This window comes from Streptomyces sp. NPDC051684 (assembly GCF_044453445.1).
Lineage (GTDB): Bacteria > Actinomycetota > Actinomycetes > Streptomycetales > Streptomycetaceae > Streptomyces.
This window is the reverse complement of the sequence record NZ_JBITCS010000008.1, coordinates 23102-40842: the sequence shown is the minus strand read 5'-3', so window position 1 is coordinate 40842 and position 17741 is coordinate 23102. Positions and strand designations below refer to the sequence as shown.

General features: G+C 70.6%; 17 protein-coding genes. 13 read left to right on the top strand and 4 right to left on the bottom strand.

The window, feature by feature from the left end:
• Nucleotides 1–79 precede the first annotated feature (79 nt).
• Complete coding sequence (locus ACIA8D_RS12015) at nt 80–349, bottom strand: hypothetical protein (RefSeq protein ID WP_399231150.1); 270 nt, start codon at nt 347–349, stop codon at nt 80–82.
• Between the two features lie 121 nt (nt 350–470).
• Between ACIA8D_RS12015 and ACIA8D_RS12010 the strand changes: the two genes are divergently transcribed.
• On the top strand, nt 471–1022 hold the full coding sequence (locus ACIA8D_RS12010; RefSeq protein ID WP_399231148.1) for a TetR/AcrR family transcriptional regulator: 552 nt from the start codon (nt 471–473) through the stop codon (nt 1020–1022).
• Nucleotides 1019–2551 carry an MFS transporter gene (locus ACIA8D_RS12005; protein ID WP_399231146.1) on the top strand — a complete coding sequence of 511 codons (1533 nt, stop codon included), beginning with the start codon at nt 1019–1021 and terminating at the stop codon, nt 2549–2551. Before ACIA8D_RS12010 ends, ACIA8D_RS12005 begins: the two co-directional genes overlap by 4 nt.
• A gap of 246 nt (nt 2552–2797) precedes the next feature.
• On the opposite strand, the gene ACIA8D_RS12000 is transcribed toward ACIA8D_RS12005, so the two are convergent.
• The gene (locus tag ACIA8D_RS12000; protein ID WP_399231144.1) at nt 2798–3487 is read right to left on the bottom strand and encodes a lysophospholipid acyltransferase family protein; all 690 of its coding nucleotides are present in this window, start codon (nt 3485–3487) and stop codon (nt 2798–2800) included.
• 252 nt (nt 3488–3739) lie between these two features.
• Here ACIA8D_RS12000 and ACIA8D_RS11995 point away from each other — a divergent pair, with 252 nt between their 5' ends.
• The 3 genes from ACIA8D_RS11995 to ACIA8D_RS11985 all read left to right on the top strand — a co-directional run bounded on the left by ACIA8D_RS11995 (nt 3740) and on the right by ACIA8D_RS11985 (nt 6087).
• Nucleotides 3740–4951, top strand: coding sequence for a glycerophosphodiester phosphodiesterase (locus tag ACIA8D_RS11995; RefSeq protein ID WP_399231142.1), 1212 nt, complete (start codon nt 3740–3742; stop codon nt 4949–4951).
• Between the two features lie 74 nt (nt 4952–5025).
• The gene (locus ACIA8D_RS11990; protein ID WP_399231139.1) at nt 5026–5544 is read left to right on the top strand and encodes an RNA polymerase sigma factor; all 519 of its coding nucleotides are present in this window, start codon (nt 5026–5028) and stop codon (nt 5542–5544) included.
• 39 nt (nt 5545–5583) lie between these two features.
• Nucleotides 5584–6087 (top strand): GNAT family N-acetyltransferase, encoded by a 504-nt coding sequence (locus ACIA8D_RS11985; RefSeq protein ID WP_399231137.1) that lies wholly within the window; start codon nt 5584–5586, stop codon nt 6085–6087.
• A gap of 10 nt (nt 6088–6097) precedes the next feature.
• Here the strand turns inward: ACIA8D_RS11985 and ACIA8D_RS11980 are convergent, their stop codons facing one another.
• Both ACIA8D_RS11980 and ACIA8D_RS11975 read right to left on the bottom strand, forming a co-directional pair.
• Complete coding sequence (locus ACIA8D_RS11980; RefSeq protein ID WP_385759879.1) at nt 6098–6478, bottom strand: hypothetical protein; 381 nt, start codon at nt 6476–6478, stop codon at nt 6098–6100.
• 100 nt (nt 6479–6578) lie between these two features.
• Nucleotides 6579–6938 carry a hypothetical protein gene (locus ACIA8D_RS11975; RefSeq protein ID WP_399231135.1) on the bottom strand — a complete coding sequence of 120 codons (360 nt, stop codon included), beginning with the start codon at nt 6936–6938 and terminating at the stop codon, nt 6579–6581.
• A gap of 71 nt (nt 6939–7009) precedes the next feature.
• Here ACIA8D_RS11975 and ACIA8D_RS11970 point away from each other — a divergent pair, with 71 nt between their 5' ends.
• From ACIA8D_RS11970 to cobT, 8 genes are all read left to right on the top strand, one after another.
• Nucleotides 7010–7660, top strand: coding sequence for an HAD-IA family hydrolase (locus ACIA8D_RS11970; RefSeq protein WP_399231133.1), 651 nt, complete (start codon nt 7010–7012; stop codon nt 7658–7660).
• Between the two features lie 417 nt (nt 7661–8077).
• Nucleotides 8078–9118: a methionine ABC transporter ATP-binding protein gene (locus tag ACIA8D_RS11965; RefSeq protein ID WP_399231131.1), complete on the top strand. Its 1041-nt coding sequence runs from the start codon at nt 8078–8080 to the stop codon at nt 9116–9118.
• Entirely contained in the window at nt 9115–9846 is a 732-nt protein-coding gene (locus ACIA8D_RS11960; RefSeq protein WP_399231129.1) for a methionine ABC transporter permease, read from the top strand. The genes ACIA8D_RS11965 and ACIA8D_RS11960 overlap by 4 nt, the downstream gene beginning before the upstream one ends.
• Before the next feature lie 57 nt (nt 9847–9903).
• Nucleotides 9904–10734: a MetQ/NlpA family ABC transporter substrate-binding protein gene (locus tag ACIA8D_RS11955; protein WP_399231127.1), complete on the top strand. Its 831-nt coding sequence runs from the start codon at nt 9904–9906 to the stop codon at nt 10732–10734.
• Nucleotides 10734–11552, top strand: coding sequence for a MetQ/NlpA family ABC transporter substrate-binding protein (locus ACIA8D_RS11950; RefSeq protein ID WP_399231125.1), 819 nt, complete (start codon nt 10734–10736; stop codon nt 11550–11552). The genes ACIA8D_RS11955 and ACIA8D_RS11950 overlap by 1 nt, the downstream gene beginning before the upstream one ends.
• A gap of 148 nt (nt 11553–11700) precedes the next feature.
• Nucleotides 11701–12339, top strand: coding sequence for a GNAT family N-acetyltransferase (locus ACIA8D_RS11945; protein WP_399231123.1), 639 nt, complete (start codon nt 11701–11703; stop codon nt 12337–12339).
• Nucleotides 12340–12460: 121 nt separating this feature from the next.
• Nucleotides 12461–13675 carry a precorrin-6y C5,15-methyltransferase (decarboxylating) subunit CbiE gene (gene cbiE, locus ACIA8D_RS11940; RefSeq protein ID WP_399231121.1) on the top strand — a complete coding sequence of 405 codons (1215 nt, stop codon included), beginning with the start codon at nt 12461–12463 and terminating at the stop codon, nt 13673–13675.
• A 360-nt stretch (nt 13676–14035) separates the two neighbouring features.
• On the top strand, nt 14036–17665 hold the full coding sequence (cobT, locus tag ACIA8D_RS11935) for a nicotinate-nucleotide--dimethylbenzimidazole phosphoribosyltransferase (protein WP_399231118.1): 3630 nt from the start codon (nt 14036–14038) through the stop codon (nt 17663–17665).
• Nucleotides 17666–17741: the final 76 nt, after the last annotated feature.

Here is a 17741-nt window from a genome sequence, read left to right as displayed (position 1 = left end):
GCCCGGTTCGTCCATCCGTGGACGGGCCGGGCCCTTCGGTGTGCGTCTGTCGTCCGTGGGTCGAGCGCGGGCCGGGGCGTCAGCGGCGCGCCCGCGCCCCGCCTCCGTAGCTCGACAGGTCGAGCAGCAGGCCAAAGATGATCACGACCCAGCCGATCCCGCGGACACCGACCACGGGCGCGTAGGCGATGACGTAGCCCAGGGTCGTCCAGGGCAGCAGGATCAGGCCGATGAGCGGCAGCAGCACGCCGTTGAAGGCGCGGTCCACAAGGTTGGTGAACAGCCACGTGATCACCAGGGCCACGCGCGGCCCGATGGCGGCCATCGCCGCGAAGATGCAGCACCCCATGCCGGTACCTCCCGAGAGTCGGACGTCCCGACAGTCGTAACACTGGGTGAGGAGGCCGGCCACCGGAGACGGGCAAGCCTCTTGTGAGACGTTTATGTCTCACTTGATGTACCCTCGTCTCATGCCAGTCGATCGTGCCCAGGTGCTCCACAGTGCCGCAGCCCTGCTCACCCGCAAGTCCACGGCCACCATGGACGAGGTGGCGCGGGCCGCCGGCATCAGCCGTGCGACCCTGCACCGCCAGTTCGCGGGCCGGGACGCGCTGGTCCGCGCGCTCGAGGAGCTCGGCCTCGCCGAGTGCGAAGCGGCGCTCGACCGCGCCGGGCTCGACGACCGCCGGGCCGCGGACGGCCTGCGCGCCCTCATCCGCGAGGTCGAACCGGCGGCGCCGCTGCTCGCCTTCCTCGTCACCGAGAACCAGCTCTTCGAGGGCGAGCAGCAGAACGAGGGCTGGGCCCGCCTGGACGCCCGCATCGAAGCGCTGTTCCGGCGTGGACAGGAAGCGGGCGAGTTCCGGATCGACCTGACACCCGCCTGGCTGACCGAGGCGCTCTACGGCCTCATCGGCAGCGGCGCCTGGGCGGTGCAGGACGGCCGCGTCGCGGCCAAGGACTTCCAATTCATGATCGTCGAGCTGCTGCTCGGCGGCGCACTTCGGAGAGTGGAACCATGACCAGCACACCACAGCGCACCCCTGCGGCGGAGGTGGTGGAGTCCCGTCCCGCGCGGTGGCTCGCCCTCTCCGTCCTCGTGCTGGCCGTGCTGCTCGTCGCCGTCGACGCGACCGTCCTCGGCCTCGCGACCCCGTACATCAGTGAGGACCTGAAGCCCTCCGGCACGCAGCTGCTCTGGATCGGCGACGTCTACTCGTTCGTCATCGCCGGACTGCTCGTCTCGATGGGCAGCCTCGGCGACCGCATCGGCCGCAAGAAGCTGCTCCTCGTGGGAGCGGTCGCCTTCGGCGCGGTCTCCGTCCTCAACGCGTACGCGACGACGCCGGAGTTGATGATCCTGGCGCGCGCCCTGCTGGGTGTCGCGGGCGCGACCCTGATGCCCTCCACGCTCGCCCTGATCCGGAACATCTTCCACGACCCGCGCGAGCGTTCGCTGGCCATCGGTATCTGGGGTGCCATGGCCTCGGCGGGTGCGGCGGTCGGTCCGGTCGTCGGCGGGTTCCTCCTCGAACACTTCTGGTGGGGCTCGGTCTTCCTCATCAACCTGCCCGTGATGGCGATCCTGGTGGTCGTCGGCGCGAAGCTCATCCCCGAGTCGAAGAACCCGGTGCCGGGGCCCTGGGACCTGCTGAGCGTGGTGCTGTCCCTCGTCGGCATGATCGGTGTCGTCTACGCGGTGAAGGAGGCGGCGGCGCACGGCTTCGGGGTCGGCGTGGGGGTGTCGGCGGTACTCGGTGTGGCTGCGCTCGTCTGGTTCGTCCGGCGCCAACTCTCTCTTGAAGCACCGCTGTTGGACATGCGGCTGTTCCATCACCGCGGCTTCTCGGGCGCGGTGCTCGCGGACCTCCTGACAATCCTCGGCCTCGCGGGGCTGGTCTTCTTCCTTTCCCAGTTCCTGCAACTGGTCCAGGGGCGTGCGCCGTTCGAGGCGGGGCTCGCCGAACTCCCGGCGGCGGTCGGTGCGGTGGTGGCCGGTCTGATCGCCGGTACGGTGGCGCGGCGCTTCTCGGTACGTGCCGTGGTCGCGGGCGGGCTCGCGGCGGTGGGCCTGGCCCTCGCCGCGCTCACCACGCTGAGCCAGTCGACCGGGTATCCGCTGCTGGGCGCGGTGCTGCTCGTCGTCGGAATCGGCGCGGGCTTCTCGTTCACCGTGACGGCCGACGTGATCCTGTCCAGCGTGCCCAAGGAACAGGCGGGGGCGGCCTCCGCGGTGTCCGAGACGGCGTACGAACTCGGTACGGCGCTCGGTATCGCGCTGCTCGGCTCGATCGTGACCGGGGTGTACTCGGGCTTCACGGTTCCGGCGGGTACGCCGGAGGATGTCGCGGTGGCGGCGCACGATTCGCTGGGCGGGGCGGTCGAGGCGGCGGGTGGCCTGCCGGCCGGGCAGGCGGACGCGCTTCTCGCCGGGGCGCAGTCGGCCTTCGTGGACGGTCTTCAGGTCGCGGCGGGTGTCGGCGCGGTGGTGCTTCTGGCCACGTCGGTGGCGGCGTGGTTCCTCCTGCGCGGCCAGCGCCTGGAACAGTGACCCGTCCGGCTACGGGGCTCCGCCCCGGCCCCCGCTGCTCAATCGCCGCAGGGGCTTGATTTGCCCACCCGCGGCGGGGCTTGAAGGTGCCGTCCCGCCTTGGGCAATCTGCCGCCTTGGGCGGCAGGGTGGGCAGGGCGGCCCCCGGTGCGGCGCAACGAGGAGTCGGCCCGGGCCCCGGCGCAGCAAAAAGGCCCGGTCGGCCGGAGAGATCCGGTCGGCCGGGCCCACGCCCCGTAACAGCGGCTAAGCCGCCTTCGCCTTCGAGGCGTACATGTCGACGTATTCCTGACCCGAGAGCCGCATCACCTCGGTCATGACCGAGTCCGTCACGGCCCGCAGGACGTACCGGTCACGCCCCATCCCGTCGTAGCGGGAGAACTCCATCGGCTCACCGAACCGCACCGTCACTTTGCCCGGCCGCGGAATCCCCGCACCCCCGGGCTGCAACTTGTCCGTGCCGATCATGGCGAAGGGAACGACGGGCGCACCCGTCATCAGCGTCAGCCGGGCGATACCGGTCCGACCGCGGTACAGGCGGCCGTCGGGGGAGCGCGTGCCCTCGGGATAGATCCCGAAGATGTTGCCCTCCTCGAGGACCCGGCGGCCGGTCATCAGCGCGGCCACACCACCGTTGGCCCCGTCGCGGTCGACCGGAATCATGCCGACCCCGGTGAAGAACCACGCCATGAGGCGGCCCTTGAGGGACTTTCCGGTGACGTACTCGTCCTTGCCGATGAAGAAGACCTGACGGTCACAGACGAGCGGCAGGAGCATCGAGTCGATGAACGTCAGGTGGTTGCCCGCCAGAATGACGGGACCGTTCCCCGGAATCTTCTCTGCGCCTTCCACACGTAGGCGGAACATCAGGCGCATGATCGGACCGAGCACTGCCTTGATGAGCGCGAAGCGGGACAACGAGCCCTCCGATGTCAAGGAATGAATGTCAAGGTGTCTGTGCAGGTGAGGACGATACTCGCGCACGAGTACCCGTTGCACATCGGGTTCACCGACTGGATACGCGGAGTTGACCGAAGTTTGCGCCCCGTTGATGTCCGTGCAACGCCCGGACGCCATGCCGCATCACCCCGACGTTCCGTCCGAGGTCTCCCACTCGTCACTTCCCCACCCCTACGATCGGTCTCGCTTTGACAGGTGCAAGGCAGTACTTGGTGGGAGGAGTGCTTCATGGGGAACAAGGGGAACGAGAATTCACAGGCCGCACAGGGGGCGCGGCCGGCACGGACCGCGGCGGCGCTCGGCCGCCGCTCGCTGCTCGGCGCGGCCGTCCTCGGCGCGAGCGCGACCGCACTCGGGGCGGCCGGCACGGCGAGAGCCGCCGACAGGGAAAGTGGCGCGAATAACATGAACAAGGGCCTCGCGGGCCTCCCCGTGCCCACGGTCATCGCGCACCGCGGCACCAGCGGCTACCGGCCGGAGCACACCCTCGGCTCGTACCAGCTGGCGCTCGACATGGGCGCGCACATCATCGAGGCCGGCGACCTCTGCCCGACCAAGGACGGGCATCTCGTATGCCGTCACGAACCGGAAATCGGGGGCACGACCAATGTGTCGGACCATCCCGAGTTCGCCGAACGCAGGACGACCAAGAGCCTCGACGGGGTGGCCACCACCGGCTGGTTCACCGAGGACTTCACGCTCGCCGAGCTGAAGACGCTGCGCGCCAAGGAGCGCATCCCGGGCACCCGCCAGCACAACACGATCTACGACGGCCGCTGGGAGATCCCCACCTTCGAGGAGGTGCTGCGCTGGCGCGCCCAGCAGAGCAAGAAGCTCGGCCGCGAGGTGTGGATCTACCCCGAGCTCAAGCACCCCACCTACTTCCGCAAGCAGAACCTCGGTCTGGAGGAGCGCCTCGCCAAGGTGCTGCGCGCCCACGGACTGCACCGGAAGAACTCGCCCGTCATCATCCAGTCCTTCGAGCCGACGAGCATCCAGCGCATGAACAAGCTGGTCGACAACCCGCTCGCGGTCCTGCTGTCCACGGCGAAGTCCCGCCCGTACGACTTCGTGGACAGCGGCGACCCGCGCACCGTCGCCGACCTGATCACGCCCAAGGGCCTCGCGGAGATCGCGTCGTACGCGAACGGCATCGGGCCGACGCTCGACCTGATCATCCCGAAGGACGCGAACGGCAAGCTCCTCGAGTCCACGACGCTGGTCAGGGACGCGCACAAGGCGGGCCTGATCCTGCACCCGTACACGATGCGCAACGAGAACACCTTCCTGCCGGCCGACTTCAAGAAGGGCACGGACCCGAACGCGTACGGCGACGCGTTCGGCGCCTTCAAGGCGTACTACGGGACCGGCATCGACGGCATCTTCTCGGACAACTGCGACACGGCACTCCTCGCGCGCGAGGACTTCGTCAACGGGTGATCCCCGCACGCCGGTTGGAGTGAGACCCGGCCGCCCCGGCAACCGGCCGCCGGGGCGGCCCCGTCCCGCCGTACATGACGTACGACAGCGTGATCACCGCCCTGCGCCCGCTGCTCGCGGCCGAGGTCCGGGCCGAACTGCCGGGCGCGGCCGGCGACCCCGGCGACCTCGAACAGGCGGTCTGGGTGCGCCTGCTCGAACACCTCCGCACCCAGGGCCCGCCGGCCGACCCCGCCGCCTGGCTCCGCGAGGCGGTCGGCGCCGAGGCCAGGATCCAGCGGCGCACGGCGCTGCGCGAGCAGCCGTACGGGCTTACGGCCGCCGCCGATCCGGCCGCGGTGGACCCGGAGCGCCGTGCGCTCGCCCACGAACGCGACCGGGCGCTGCGCCGTGCGGTGAGCCGGCTGCCGGGCCGCTGTCCGCGCCTCATCGCCGCCCTGCTGTCCCCGCAAGACCTCACTTACCGTGAGATCGCGGGTGAGTTGGGTATCTCACAGGGCAGCCTTGGGCCGGAACGTTCCAGATGTCTGGGTTGCCTGCGCAGAATCCTGCCCTCCGAGGTTGCGCTCACGGCCCGTCGGGGAAAAGGGTGAAGGACAACCGGCGAACAGGTGAGCGGGAGGCATGCACACATGGGCATGAGCGTGACCATCTCTGCGGCGACCGAAGCGGATGCCGAGCAGATTCTGAAGCTCCAGTACCTCTGCTACCAGAGCGAGGCGCAGCTCTACGGGGACTACTCGATCGAGCCGCTCACACAGTCCCTGGACTCCGTGAGGGCCGAACTCACCAGCGGCACCGTGCTCGTGGCACGCCTCGGCGACGAGGTGGTCGCGTCCGTGCGCGGCACGGTCGACGCCGCCGGCACGGCGCACATCAACAAGCTGATCGTCCACCCGCGCATGCAACGCCACGGTCTGGGCGGCCGGCTGCTCTCCGCCGTGGAGGCCCAGCTGGGCGCGGCGGGCACCGCCAAGCGCTTCCAGCTGTTCACCGGCCACCGCAGCGACCACAACCTGCGCCTGTACCGCCAGCACGGCTACGCGCCCGTGTCGACCGAGCGCGTCGACGAGCGCCTGACCGTGGTGACGCTCGCCAAGGACACCGAGGCGAACGCCTTCGCGGCGAGCGCCTAGGGCTTGTCGGTCAGTTCCCCGGCTGCTGTCGCTGCAGCACGCCCTTGCGCAGCCAGTACATCGCGCTCAGCGGCAGCAGTACGGGGATGAACAGATAGCCGACCCCGAAGTCCGACCACACGGTCGCGTCCGGGAACGCGGACGGCTCCACCAGCGTCCACGTACCGACGATCAGGACGCCCGCCAACTCCAGGGCACAGCACACGAACGCGGCCCTGCGCGCCGTGTCCCCGCCGCGCACCAGCGAGTACGTGATGAACGCGTACACGAGTCCCGCCACCGCCGACAGCGAGTACGCCAGCGGCGCCTTGTCGAACTCCGTGGAGATCTGCACGGCCGACCGCGACACCGCGCCGACGACCATCACGCCGTACAGCCACACCAGTAGCATGCCGGGCCCGCTGATGAGGCGGCGCCGCTTCTTCTCGGCCTTCGCGGCGGCCTTCGAATCGGCCTTCGAGGTGTCCTTGTCTTCAGCGGTCACAGCCACCTCAGCCTCCCCAGATGTCGAAGAGCCGCACTTCGAGCACGGCCAGCACCACGCCGCCCGCGGCGACCGTCACCGAACCCCAGCGGGTGCGCTCGGCGAGCGACATGAAGCCCGCCGCCGGAACACAGGCGAAGGCCCCGATCAGATACGCGACGAAGATCGTCGTGCCCTGGTCCGGCTTTTCGCCCCGCGCGAGCTGCACGATCCCGACCACCAGCTGCACCAGCGCGAGCACCGACACCACGGCCATCCCGATGAAGTGCCAGTCCTTGGTCGGCTGGTCGCGATACGCGGCGTAACCGCACCAGGCCGCGAGCGCCAGCGCGGCGAGACCCGTCACCAGGGTCAGGACATCAAGCATGGCCGTGAGCCTATTACGGGCCAAAAGGCCCGATGCGCTCGGCCCCGGGGTGACCCGTACCCTCGGGACATATGAAGATCACCGCTGACGCCCTGCTGTTCGACAACGACGGAACCCTGCTCTCGTCGATGGAGTCGGTGTACCGCTGCTGGACCCGCTGGGCCGAGGAGTACGGGATCACCGCCGAGGCCTTCGCAGCCGTAGAGCTGCACGGCCGACCCGCCGCCGAGATCGCGGCCGACCTGCTGCCCCCCGAGAAGGTCGAGGGGGCCGTGCGCCGGATCGAGGAGCTGGAGGTCGAGGACGTGCCCAACGGCGGCACCAAGGTCCTGCCCGGCACCCTCGACCTGCTCACCTCGCTCCCCGACGAGAACTGGGCCGTCGTCACCTCCGCCACCCGCCGACTCGCCGAGGCCCGGCTCGCCGCCGTCGGCATCAAGACGCCGCTGCTGATCGCCGCGGACGACATCACGCACGGCAAGCCGAACCCCGAGCCGTTCCTGCTCGCCGCCGGCAAGCTGGGCGTGGACCCGGAGCGCTGCGTCGTCTTCGAGGACGCCCCGGCCGGTCTCACCGCGGGCCGCGTGGGCGGCATGAAGACCGTGGCGTTGACCACAACGCATGAGGCGCACGAGCTCTCCGCCGACGTCGTGGTCAAGGACCTCTCCGCGGTGTCCGCGCAGGTCACGGACGCGGGCGTGGAGATCACCACCGCATCCTGAGCGCATGTAAGTCATGGACCCCTGCTGTCCGAATAGCGGACAGCAGGGGTCTCTCGCGTCCTCACGTCTGCTTTACTTGCCGACATGACCACGACGAGCAGCCGCACCCTTGCGACCGAGGCGACCATGACGCCCGGTGCTGCTTGTATGTGTCGAATGTGCGCCTTCTGAGGGCCCCCACCACGCCTGTTCTCGCGCCCCGAAGCGAGACCCGCGCGCCCTGTTCCGTAGGGAGTGACTCCGCAGGGAGAAACAGTCCGCCTACGTGACCGGGCCTGCCCCGCGCACAGCTTCTCCTCACGGGTTCATCCGCCTCTGCGAGACCTGTCGCGCCCGGAAACTCAAGCCAAGTTCCCGAACGAATGCCCCGTGCCCGGCGCCACCCGCGCCGCGCACTCGACAGCTACGGAAACCCACGTGATCACCACCCAGGGCCTCACCAAGGTCTACCGCTCGCGCGGCCGCGAGGTCACCGCCCTCGACGGCGTCGATCTGCACGTGCGCGAAGGCGAGGTGTACGGCGTCATCGGACAGTCCGGCGCCGGCAAGTCCTCGCTGATCCGCTGCGTGAACCTCCTTGAACGTCCGAGCTCCGGCACCGTGACCGTCGCAGGACAGGACCTCACCGCTCTCGCCGGTCGCGGCTCGCGCGCCGGCAAGGAGCTGCGCGAGGCGCGCAGCCGCATCGGCATGGTCTTCCAGCACTTCAACCTGCTGTCCTCGCGCACCGTGCAGGACAACATCGAGCTGCCGCTGGAGATCCTCGGCAAGTCGGGGAAGGAACGTTCAACCAAGGCGCTGGAACTGCTCGACCTGGTCGGCCTCGCCGACAAGGCCAAGTCCTACCCGGCCCAGCTCTCCGGCGGTCAGAAGCAGCGCGTCGGCATTGCCCGTGCGCTCGCCGGCGACCCGAAGGTGCTGCTCTCCGACGAGGCGACGTCCGCCCTCGACCCGGAGACCACCCGCTCGATCCTCCAGCTGCTTCGCGACCTCAACCAGCAGCTCGGCCTGACCGTCCTGCTCATCACGCACGAGATGGACGTCGTCAAGACCGTCTGCGACTCCGCCGCCCTCATGGAGCGCGGGCGGATCGTCGAGTCCGGCACCGTCGGCGAGCTCCTCGCGACCCCCGGCTCCGAACTCGCCTCCGCGCTCTTCCCCGTCAGCGGCGAGGCCTCCGGCGACGACCGCACCGTCATCGACGTCACCTTCCACGGCGAGTCGACGACCCAGCCGGTCATCTCGCAGCTCTCCCGCACCTACAACGTCGACATCTCGATCCTCGGCGCCGCGATGGACACCGTCACGGGCAAGCAGGTCGGCCGCATGCGCATCGAACTGCCCGGCCGCTACGACGACAACGTCGTGCCCATCGGATTCCTGCGCGAGCAGGGCCTCCAGGTCGACATCCAGGGCGCCGCGCCCGCCGCTCTGCTGAAGGAAGGTGTCACCAAGTGACCTGGTCGGAAATGCAGCCGCTGCTGTCCCAGGCGTGCTGGGACACCCTCTACATGGTCGGCTGGTCCACGCTGATCGCGATCGTCTTCGGACTGCCGCTCGGCGTCCTGCTCGTCCTCACGGACCGCGGCGGACTGCTGCAGAACGCGTTCGTGAACAAGGTCATCGGGCAGATCGTGAACGTCGTCCGCTCGATGCCCTTCATCATCCTGATGGTCGCCCTCATGGGCTTCACGCGCGCGATCGTCGGCACCACCATCGGCCGCGAGGCCGCCATCGTGCCGCTCGCCATCGGCGCCATCCCGTTCTTCGCGCGCCTCGTCGAGACGTCCGTGCGCGAGGTCGACGGCGGCCTGATCGAGGCCGTCCAGTCGATGGGCGGCAACACCTGGACCGTCGTACGCAAGGTCCTCGTGCCGGAGTCGTTGCCCTCGTTGATCTCGGCGACCACCACGACGATCGTCGCGCTCATCGGCTACTCCGCCATGGCCGGCACGGTCGGCGCCGGCGGCCTCGGCGACATCGCGATCCGCTACGGCTACCAGCGCTTCGAGGCGAACCTGATGTGGATCACGGTGGCGATCCTCGCCGTCGTCATCTCGCTCATCCAGTTCGCCGGCGACAGCGGCGCGCGCGTCCTGCACCGCCGCGCCGGCAAGGGCGGCGACCCGATCCGCTTCAACCTCTTCGCCGGACGTACGGCCGTCACCGCCACCAAGTCCGGCTGAATCCCGTTCTCCCCGTCCCACCCGGCGGGTTGCACCACTGATGGAAAGGCACTTTTCGTGCGTAACACCACCAAGATCACCGCAGCTGTCCTCGCCACCGGCGCCCTCACCCTGGGTCTGACCGCCTGCGGCTCCGACAAGGCCGACACCAAGGCCAAGGCCTCCGACCCGCTGGTCGTCGCCGCGACTCCCGTCCCGCACGCCGAGATCCTCGACTTCATCAAGAAGGACCTCGCGAAGAAGGAAGGCCTCAAGCTCGAGGTCAAGGAGTTCACCGACTACGTCACGCCCAACAACGCGACCGAGGACGGTTCGGTCGACGCCAACTACTTCCAGACCACGCCCTACCTGGAAGACTTCAACAAGAAGAACGGCACGCACCTCAAGTCGGTCGCCACCGTCCACCTGGAGCCGCTCGGCCTCTACTCGCAGAAGGCCAAGAAGCTCGACGGCCTCAAGAAGGGCGGCACCGTCGCCCTCCCGAACGACGCCGACAACGAGAGCCGCGCCCTGCGCTTCCTCGCCGCCAACGACCTGATCACCCTCAAGAAGGGCTCGGAGTCCGCCGCGACCCCGCAGGACATCGCGAAGAACCCGAAGAACCTCCAGTTCAAGGAGGTCGAGGCGGCGCAGACCCCGCGCTCCCTCAAGGACGTCGACGCCGCGGTGATCAACGGCAACTACGCCATCGGTGCCCACCTGAACCCCGCCAAGGACGCCCTCGCCCTGGAGTCCACCAAGAACAACGAGTACAACAACGTGCTCGCCATCAAGGACGGCAACCAGGACGACCCGCGCATCAAGAAGCTCGCGAAGCTCCTCACCTCGCCCGAGGTGAAGAAGTTCATCGAGACGAAGTACAAGGGCTCGGTGCTCCCCTCCTTCTGATGTCCATTTCCCTGAAGTCCACGATTCCCGCCGCCGTGACCGCCGGGGCGCTCGTCCTCGGCCTCACGGCCTGCGGGTCCGACAAGGCGGACGCGGGGCAGAAGCTGGTCGTCGGGGCCACCCCGACCCCGGCGGGCGAAGTCCTCACGTATGTAAAGCAGCACCTGGCCGAGAAGGCCGGACTCGACCTGGAGATCAAGGAGTTCACGGACTACGTCCTGCCGAACACCGCGCTCCAGCAGGGCGAGCTCGACGCCAATTTGTTCCAGCACACGCCGTACCTGACGGACTTCAACAAGTCCAAGGGCACGACGCTCGCGCCGGTCACCCAGGTCTACCTGCCGCCGCTCGGCTTTTACTCGAAGAAGACGAAGGACGTCACCGAGCTGCGCGACGGAGCCACCGTCGCGCTGCCGAACGACATCACCAACGAGGGCAGGGCGCTCGAACTCCTCGCCTCCCAGGGCGTGATCGGTCTCAAGGAGGGCGCCGGTCTGAACGCGACACCCAAGGACGTCGCGAAGAATCCCAAGGGGCTGAAGTTCAAGGAGCTCGAAGCGGCCCAGCTGCCACGCTCGTTGGACGACGTCGACGCGGCCGCCGTCAACAACAACTTCGCGTTGGACGCGGGACTGAACCCCAAGAAGGACTCCGTCCTCCTGGAGTCCGTCAAGGACAACCCGTACAACAACATCCTCGCCGTCAAGAAGGGCGACGAGGACGACCCCCGGGTCAAGAAGCTGGCGAAGCTGCTGACTTCGCCCGAGGTCAAGAAGTTCATCGAGACGAAGTACAAGGGTTCGGTGCTCCCCGTCTGAGGGCCCCGTCCGACGCCCGCCCATGGGGGCCGCACCTGGCAACAGGGGCGGCCCCCATGTGCAGTTACGTGCCTTCATGCTGCATGCTGGGCAGTTCACGAGGCCGACGCGAAGGTAGAAGGCCGACGAAGGTTACGGAGAGCGGCGCATGACGAACACCTTCCCGGAGATCTCCATCAGCACGGAGCGCCTGGTGCTGCGCCCGCTCGACGAGGACGACGTGCCCGCCCTCGCGGAGATGATGAACGACGAGCTGGTCGCCGCGTGGACCGCGGTGCCGCAGCCGTTCACCGAGGAAGGCGGCCGCACCTGGATCTTCGAGGACGCCCCCAAGGAGCGGGAGTCCGGCGCCGGACTCACCCTCGCCGTCGCCGAGTTCCTCACCCAGCGGCTCGTCGGCGTCATCCAGCTCTCCAAGACCAACTGGCACGTGCGGTCCACCGAGCTCTCCTACATCGTCGCCCCCTGGGCGCGCGGCGAGGGCTACGCCTCCGAGGCCGCGCTCGCCACGGCCCAGTGGCTCTTCCGCGACCAGCGCCTGGAGCGCATCGAGCTGCGCACGGCCGCCGACAACACCGCCTCCCAGCAGGTCGCCCAGAAGATCGGCTGCATCAGCGAGGGCGTGCTGCGGAACGCCTGCATAGCGCGTACACGCACCGAGGACGGAACCTTGGCCGAGGCCCGCACGGACTTCATCGTGTGGAGCCTGTTGCCGGAGGACCTGGAGGGTGTCACCGAGCAACTGGCGGAGGCCGGGGGTTTCACCGCCTTCTCGGACTGGAACTGACCCCACGGGCGGTCGAAGGGCCGGGCAGGTACGCTCACGGTGCCCCGCCCCCGGTGGCACCCCCGACCTCCGTGCCGGATGGGCACGTACGTACCCGAGCACACCCTGGAGACTGACGACGATGGCCGACCGGGTCACGGTGATCGGCTGGGACGGTTCGCCGCTGACGGACGCGGCCCGCTCAGCACTCGGCGCGGCCACGCTCGTGGCGGGCGCCGGCCACCACCTGGCGCTCCCCGAGGTCCCCGAGCGCGCCGAGCGCGTCCGGCTCGGCAGCGTGGCCCTCGCCGCCCGCCGCATCGCGGGCCACCGCGGCACGGCCGTCGTGCTCGCGGACGGCGACCCCGGTTTCTTCGGCGTCGTCCGCACCCTGCGCGCACCCCAGTACGGCCTGGAGGTCGAGGTCGTGCCCGCCGTGTCCTCCGTCGCCCAGGCGTTCGCCCGCGCAGGCATGCCCTGGGACGACGCACAGGTGGTCGTCGCACACCGCCGCACCCTGCGACGCGCGGTGAATGTGTGCCGAGCCCACACCAAGGTTGCCGTCCTCACCTCACCGGGTGCCGGGCCCGCCGAACTGGGCCTGCTGATGGAGGGCGTCCACCGCACCTTCGTCATCTGCGAGGAGCTCGGCACCGACCGCGAACAGGTCACCGTCGTCACCTCCGACAAGGCCGCCGACCACGCGTGGCGCGACCCCAATGTCGTCATCGTCATCGGGGGACCGGTCACCGGCGCCCCCGAGAACGGCAACTGGCTGGCCGGCGGCGACCCCGACGCCGGACCGCGCGGCTGGGCGCTGCCCGCCGAGGAGTACGCGGGACCCTTCGGCGAGGGCGAGACCGAACTGTTGCGTGCCGCCCAACTCGCCCGTATCGGGCCGCGCGCGGGCGATCTGGTGTGGGACATCGGCTGCGGCAGCGGAGCGTTCACGGCGGAGGCCGGAAGGTTCGGCGCCGCCGTCATCGCCGTCGACCGGGACGCCGACGCCTGCGCCCGCACACTCGCCGTCGCCCGCCGCTTCGGTGTCCAGGTCCAGATCGTGCACGGCACCGCCCCGCACGTTCTCGAAGACCTCCCGGAGCCCGACGTCGTACGCGTCGGGGGCGGGGGAGCGGCCGTCGTCTCGGCCGTCGCCGACCGGCGACCCGCCCGCATCGTCACGCACGCCGCGACACGCGATGACGCCGAACTCATCGGCAGGGACCTGACGGAGCACGGATACGACGTCGAGTGCGCCCTCCTGCAATCCGTCGAGCTGGACACTCGCGCCTGGACGGAGAAGGAGCGGACCGTGGGGTTCCTCCTCTCCGGGCGCCTTCCCGTCCGCCACCCGTGACCCTGGCGGCGCGCCGCGCGCGGTAGGCTGGCCGATCGTTGTACCGCACCGGGACCGTCGGTTCTTCGTATGCCAATGTCCCGAAAACGCACCACTCTTGAGGTGCGTGTGGTACGGCAGCGACCGGAGGACGCGCAACGTGGCGCAGTCCACAGAAGGCCATGGTCGAACTACGTTCCGTGGCCGCGGTCCGACCGGGACAATGCCTGTTGTCCGGAGCGGTTCGTGCCGCGCGGCACGCGCGCTCGTTGTTGTTGACGGGCGGTCGACGTGTCGCCCCGGACAGCAAAAGGGGCTCGCAGTCCCGGCGGACGGCCGGGGGCGGCCAGGAAGTTCTCATTCGATGGGCGAGGGGTAGGCATGACCGACACCGGTCAGGTTCCGGGCGAAGGGCTGCCGGAGGACGCAGGCACGGCGGAGCCGCCGGGCGTTCCCGCACCCGGCGCGTACACCTACCTCGATCCCGCCGACGCCACGGCCGAGGAGGACGAGATCCTCCTGATGCCCGGCGCGCAGGGCGCCTGGGGCCAGCAGCCCGCGGACCACAGCCAGGGCCAGGGCCAGCAGTACGCCGCCCAGGCCCAGGCCCAGCCGCGGCGCCCGCTGCACATGGGCCCGGCCGTGCCCGACACCAACGGCAGCCCTGTCCGCTCGCTCGCCGACCGTGGGCCCGCCCAGCAGATGCCGATGCCGACCCGCCAGTCGGGCCCGCCGACCACCGGCCCGGAGTACCTGGACATCCCGCCGCAGGGCGCCGCCCCGTGGCAGCCGGCCCAGGCGCAGCAGCCCGCGGCCCCCGCAGAAACGGTCGCTCCGCAGCACGCGCAGCCCGAAGCGCCCGCGCACGCCCAGGAGTTCGCCCAGGTCGGCGCCGAGTCGGCGTCGGTCGGCGGGTACGCGGGCCAGGCCCCGTACGCCGCGCACGAGCAGGGCCAGGGCGGCTACGAGTACGACTACGCGCAGCACGGCTACGCACAGCAGCCCGCCGCGGACCAGACGCTCGGCCAGTTCGTCCCGGTGGACGGCATCGTCCCCACGACCCCGCATCTGGCCCCGACCCCGCCGCAGGCGATGGTCGTCCCTCCGCTTCCGGAGGAGCAGACGCCGGAGGCCGCCGAGCAGCCGGGTGTGCCCGGCCAGCAGGACGGCGCCGACCGCCAGGGCGTCTCCGCGCAGCCGGCCGGTACGGGCCTTCAGGACGCGGCCGGTGAGCAGGAAGCCGCCGCGCAGCACGCCGAGGCCGAGCAGCAGGCGGTCGCCGCTGAGCAGTACGTGCCCGCCGAGCAGGCAGCGGCCGCCGAGCAGCCCGCTCCCGGCACGTCGGGCGCGGACGACCAGCAGGTCGTCGGCGACCCGCACGGTGCGGCCGAGCAGCAGGCCGTCGGTGCCGAACAGGCCGTGGCCGATCAGCAGGTGCTGGCCGACCAACTGGCCGTTGGCGCTCAGCAGGTTCCGGCCGACCAGCAGGCAGTGGCCGAGCAGCAGCCCGTCGCGGGCCAGCAGGTCGCGGTGGACCCGCACTCCACTGGCGAACAGCAGGCCGCCGCGGACCAGCAGGCCGTTGCCGGACAGCAGCTCGTGGGTGACCAGGCAGCGGCCGCCGACCAGCAGCCGGCTGCCGCACCGCAGGCTGTTGACGGCCAGCACTCCTCCGCCGACCAGCACGTCATGGCCGACCAGCACGCCGTGGGCGACGCAGCGGCTGCCGCACCGCAGGCCGTTGAAGGGCAGCACGCCTGGGCGGACCCGCAGGTTGCGGCCGACCAGCCGGCCGTTGGAGGTCAGCAGGTCCTGGCCGAGCAGCGCGTCGTGGGCGACCACGCCGACGTGGCCGACCAGCACGTCGTGAGCGACGCCGCGCCCGCCGAGCAGCAGCCCGCCGCCGACCAGCAGGCCACCGGTGACCCGCAAGCCGCGGCCGCCCCCGGTCAGGAGACCGTCGGCGCCCCGCAACCCGCCACCAACCCGCAGGACCCGCACGTCATGGCCAACCAGCAGTCCGCCGAACAGGCGCCCGCGGGCGACGCGTCGGTCGCACCCGAGCACGTCGCGGAGTGGGACACCCAGGGCCCCGAGTCCGCCGGGATCCCCCCGCAGGGGGCCGCCTCCCCGGAGGAGGCCGCGAGCGTTCCCGGCCCGCGCGAGGGCGACTCCGGCGCCATCCCGCTGCCCGAGGCCGAGGACCCGGCGGAGCAGACCGTCGCCCCCGCCGAGCTGACCGGCGAACCCGAGCACCTGACGCCGGAGGCCGAGGCGCACCCCGCCGCTCCCGCGTACGACGACACCGAGCGCGAGGCCGTGCTGCGCGTGATGCGCGAGCGCCGCGACATCCGCAACGGCTTCCGCTCCGACCCGATCCCGCACGAGGTGCTCCTTCGCGTCCTGGAGGCTGCCCACACGGCGCCGTCCGTGGGCCACTCGCAGCCCTGGGACTTCGTGGTCATCCGCTCCGCGGACACCCGTCGCGCGATGCACGAACTGGCCATGCGCCAGAAGGACGCGTACGCCAAGTCGCTTCCCAAGGGCCGCGCGAAGCAGTTCAAGGAACTGAAGATCGAGGCCATCCTCGACACCCCGGTGAACATTGTCGTCACCGCCGACCCGACCCGCGGCGGCCGCCACACCCTGGGCCGCCACACGCAGCCGCAGATGGCCCCGTACTCCTCCGCGCTCGCGGTCGAGAACCTGTGGCTCGCGGCCCGCGCCGAGGGCCTCGGCGTCGGCTGGGTCAGCTTCTTCGACGAGCGCGAGATGGTCCGCTCGCTCGGCCTGCCCGAGCACCTCGAAGTCGTGGCGTACCTCTGCGTCGGCTACGTCGACGAGTTCCCGGAGGAGCCGGAGCTGATGCAGGCCGGCTGGTCCAAGCGCCGCCCGCTGTCGTGGGTCGTGCACGAGGAGACGTACGGCCGCCGCGCCCTGCCCGGCGAGGACCCGCACGACCTGCTCGCGGAGACCGTCTCCAACATCCGCCCGCTGGACGCCAAGGCGCTCGGCGAGGCGTGGGAGCGGCAGAAGCGGATGACGAAGCCCGCGGGCGCGCTCGGCATGCTGGAGATCATCTCGGCCCAGCTGTCCGGCCTCTCCCGCGTGTGCCCGCCGCCGATCCCGGAGCCCGCCGCCGTGGCGATCTTCGCGGGCGACCACGGCGTGCACGCCCAGGGCGTCACCCCCTGGCCGCAGGAGGTCACGGGCCAGATGGTCGCCAACTTCCTGGGCGGCGGCGCGGTCTGCAACGCGTTCGCGAGCCAGGTCGGCGCCGAGGTCTGCGTCATCGACGTCGGCGTGGCAGGCGAGCTCCCGGCGACGCCCGGCCTGCTGCCCCGCAAGGTCCGCGCCGGCACCGCCGACATGACGACGGGCCCTGCCCTGACCCGCGAAGAGGTCAAGGAGGCCATCGAGGTCGGCATCGAGACCGCCCGCGACCTCGTGGCGGCGGGCAACAAGGCGCTGCTCACGGGTGAGATGGGCATCGCCAACACGACGGCGTCCGCGGCCCTCATCTCGGTCTACACCGAGGTCGACCCCGCCGAGGTCACCGGCCGCGGCACGGGCATCAACGACGAGACGCACTCCCGCAAGGTCGAGGTCGTGCGCCGCGCCCTCGACGTGCACAAGCCCGACCCCGCCGACCCGATCGGTGTCCTCGCGGCGGTCGGCGGCCTGGAGCACGCGGCCATGGTCGGCCTGCTCCTGGGCGGCGCCTCGCTGCGTACGCCGGTCATCCTGGACGGCGTCAGCGCCGGTGCGGCCGCCCTGGTCGCCCGCGCCATCGCCCCCGAGGTCCTCGCGGCCTGCATCGCGGGCCACCGCAGCGCGGAGCCCGGCCACGTCGCCGCGCTCAACAAGCTGGGCCTGCGCCCGCTCGTCGACCTGGACCTGCGCCTCGGCGAGGGCACGGGCGCCCTCTTGGCCCTCCCGATCGTCCAGAGCGCGGCCCGGGCGATGCACGAGGTCGCGACGTTCGACTCGGCGGGCGTCACGGAGAAGTAGCCCACATCCTCAGATTGTCGGCGGGGCTTGCTTTTCAAGCCCCGCCGGCGATTGAGGCGCGGGGGGCCGGGGCGGA

Coding starts and splice junctions, on each gene's coding strand:
- ACIA8D_RS12010 (WP_399231148.1), top strand. CDS start 471: ATGCCAGTCGATCGTGCCCAGGTGCTCCACAGTGCCGCAGCCCTGCTC.
- cobT (WP_399231118.1), top strand. CDS start 14,036: ATGACCGACACCGGTCAGGTTCCGGGCGAAGGGCTGCCGGAGGACGCA.
- ACIA8D_RS11995 (WP_399231142.1), top strand. CDS start 3,740: ATGGGGAACAAGGGGAACGAGAATTCACAGGCCGCACAGGGGGCGCGG.
- cbiE (WP_399231121.1), top strand. CDS start 12,461: ATGGCCGACCGGGTCACGGTGATCGGCTGGGACGGTTCGCCGCTGACG.
- ACIA8D_RS11980 (WP_385759879.1), bottom strand. CDS start 6,478: ATGCTACTGGTGTGGCTGTACGGCGTGATGGTCGTCGGCGCGGTGTCG.
- ACIA8D_RS11985 (WP_399231137.1), top strand. CDS start 5,584: ATGGGCATGAGCGTGACCATCTCTGCGGCGACCGAAGCGGATGCCGAG.
- ACIA8D_RS11990 (WP_399231139.1), top strand. CDS start 5,026: ATGACGTACGACAGCGTGATCACCGCCCTGCGCCCGCTGCTCGCGGCC.
- ACIA8D_RS11950 (WP_399231125.1), top strand. CDS start 10,734: ATGTCCATTTCCCTGAAGTCCACGATTCCCGCCGCCGTGACCGCCGGG.
- ACIA8D_RS11975 (WP_399231135.1), bottom strand. CDS start 6,938: ATGCTTGATGTCCTGACCCTGGTGACGGGTCTCGCCGCGCTGGCGCTC.
- ACIA8D_RS12005 (WP_399231146.1), top strand. CDS start 1,019: ATGACCAGCACACCACAGCGCACCCCTGCGGCGGAGGTGGTGGAGTCC.
- ACIA8D_RS12015 (WP_399231150.1), bottom strand. CDS start 349: ATGGGGTGCTGCATCTTCGCGGCGATGGCCGCCATCGGGCCGCGCGTG.
- ACIA8D_RS11970 (WP_399231133.1), top strand. CDS start 7,010: ATGAAGATCACCGCTGACGCCCTGCTGTTCGACAACGACGGAACCCTG.
- ACIA8D_RS11945 (WP_399231123.1), top strand. CDS start 11,701: ATGACGAACACCTTCCCGGAGATCTCCATCAGCACGGAGCGCCTGGTG.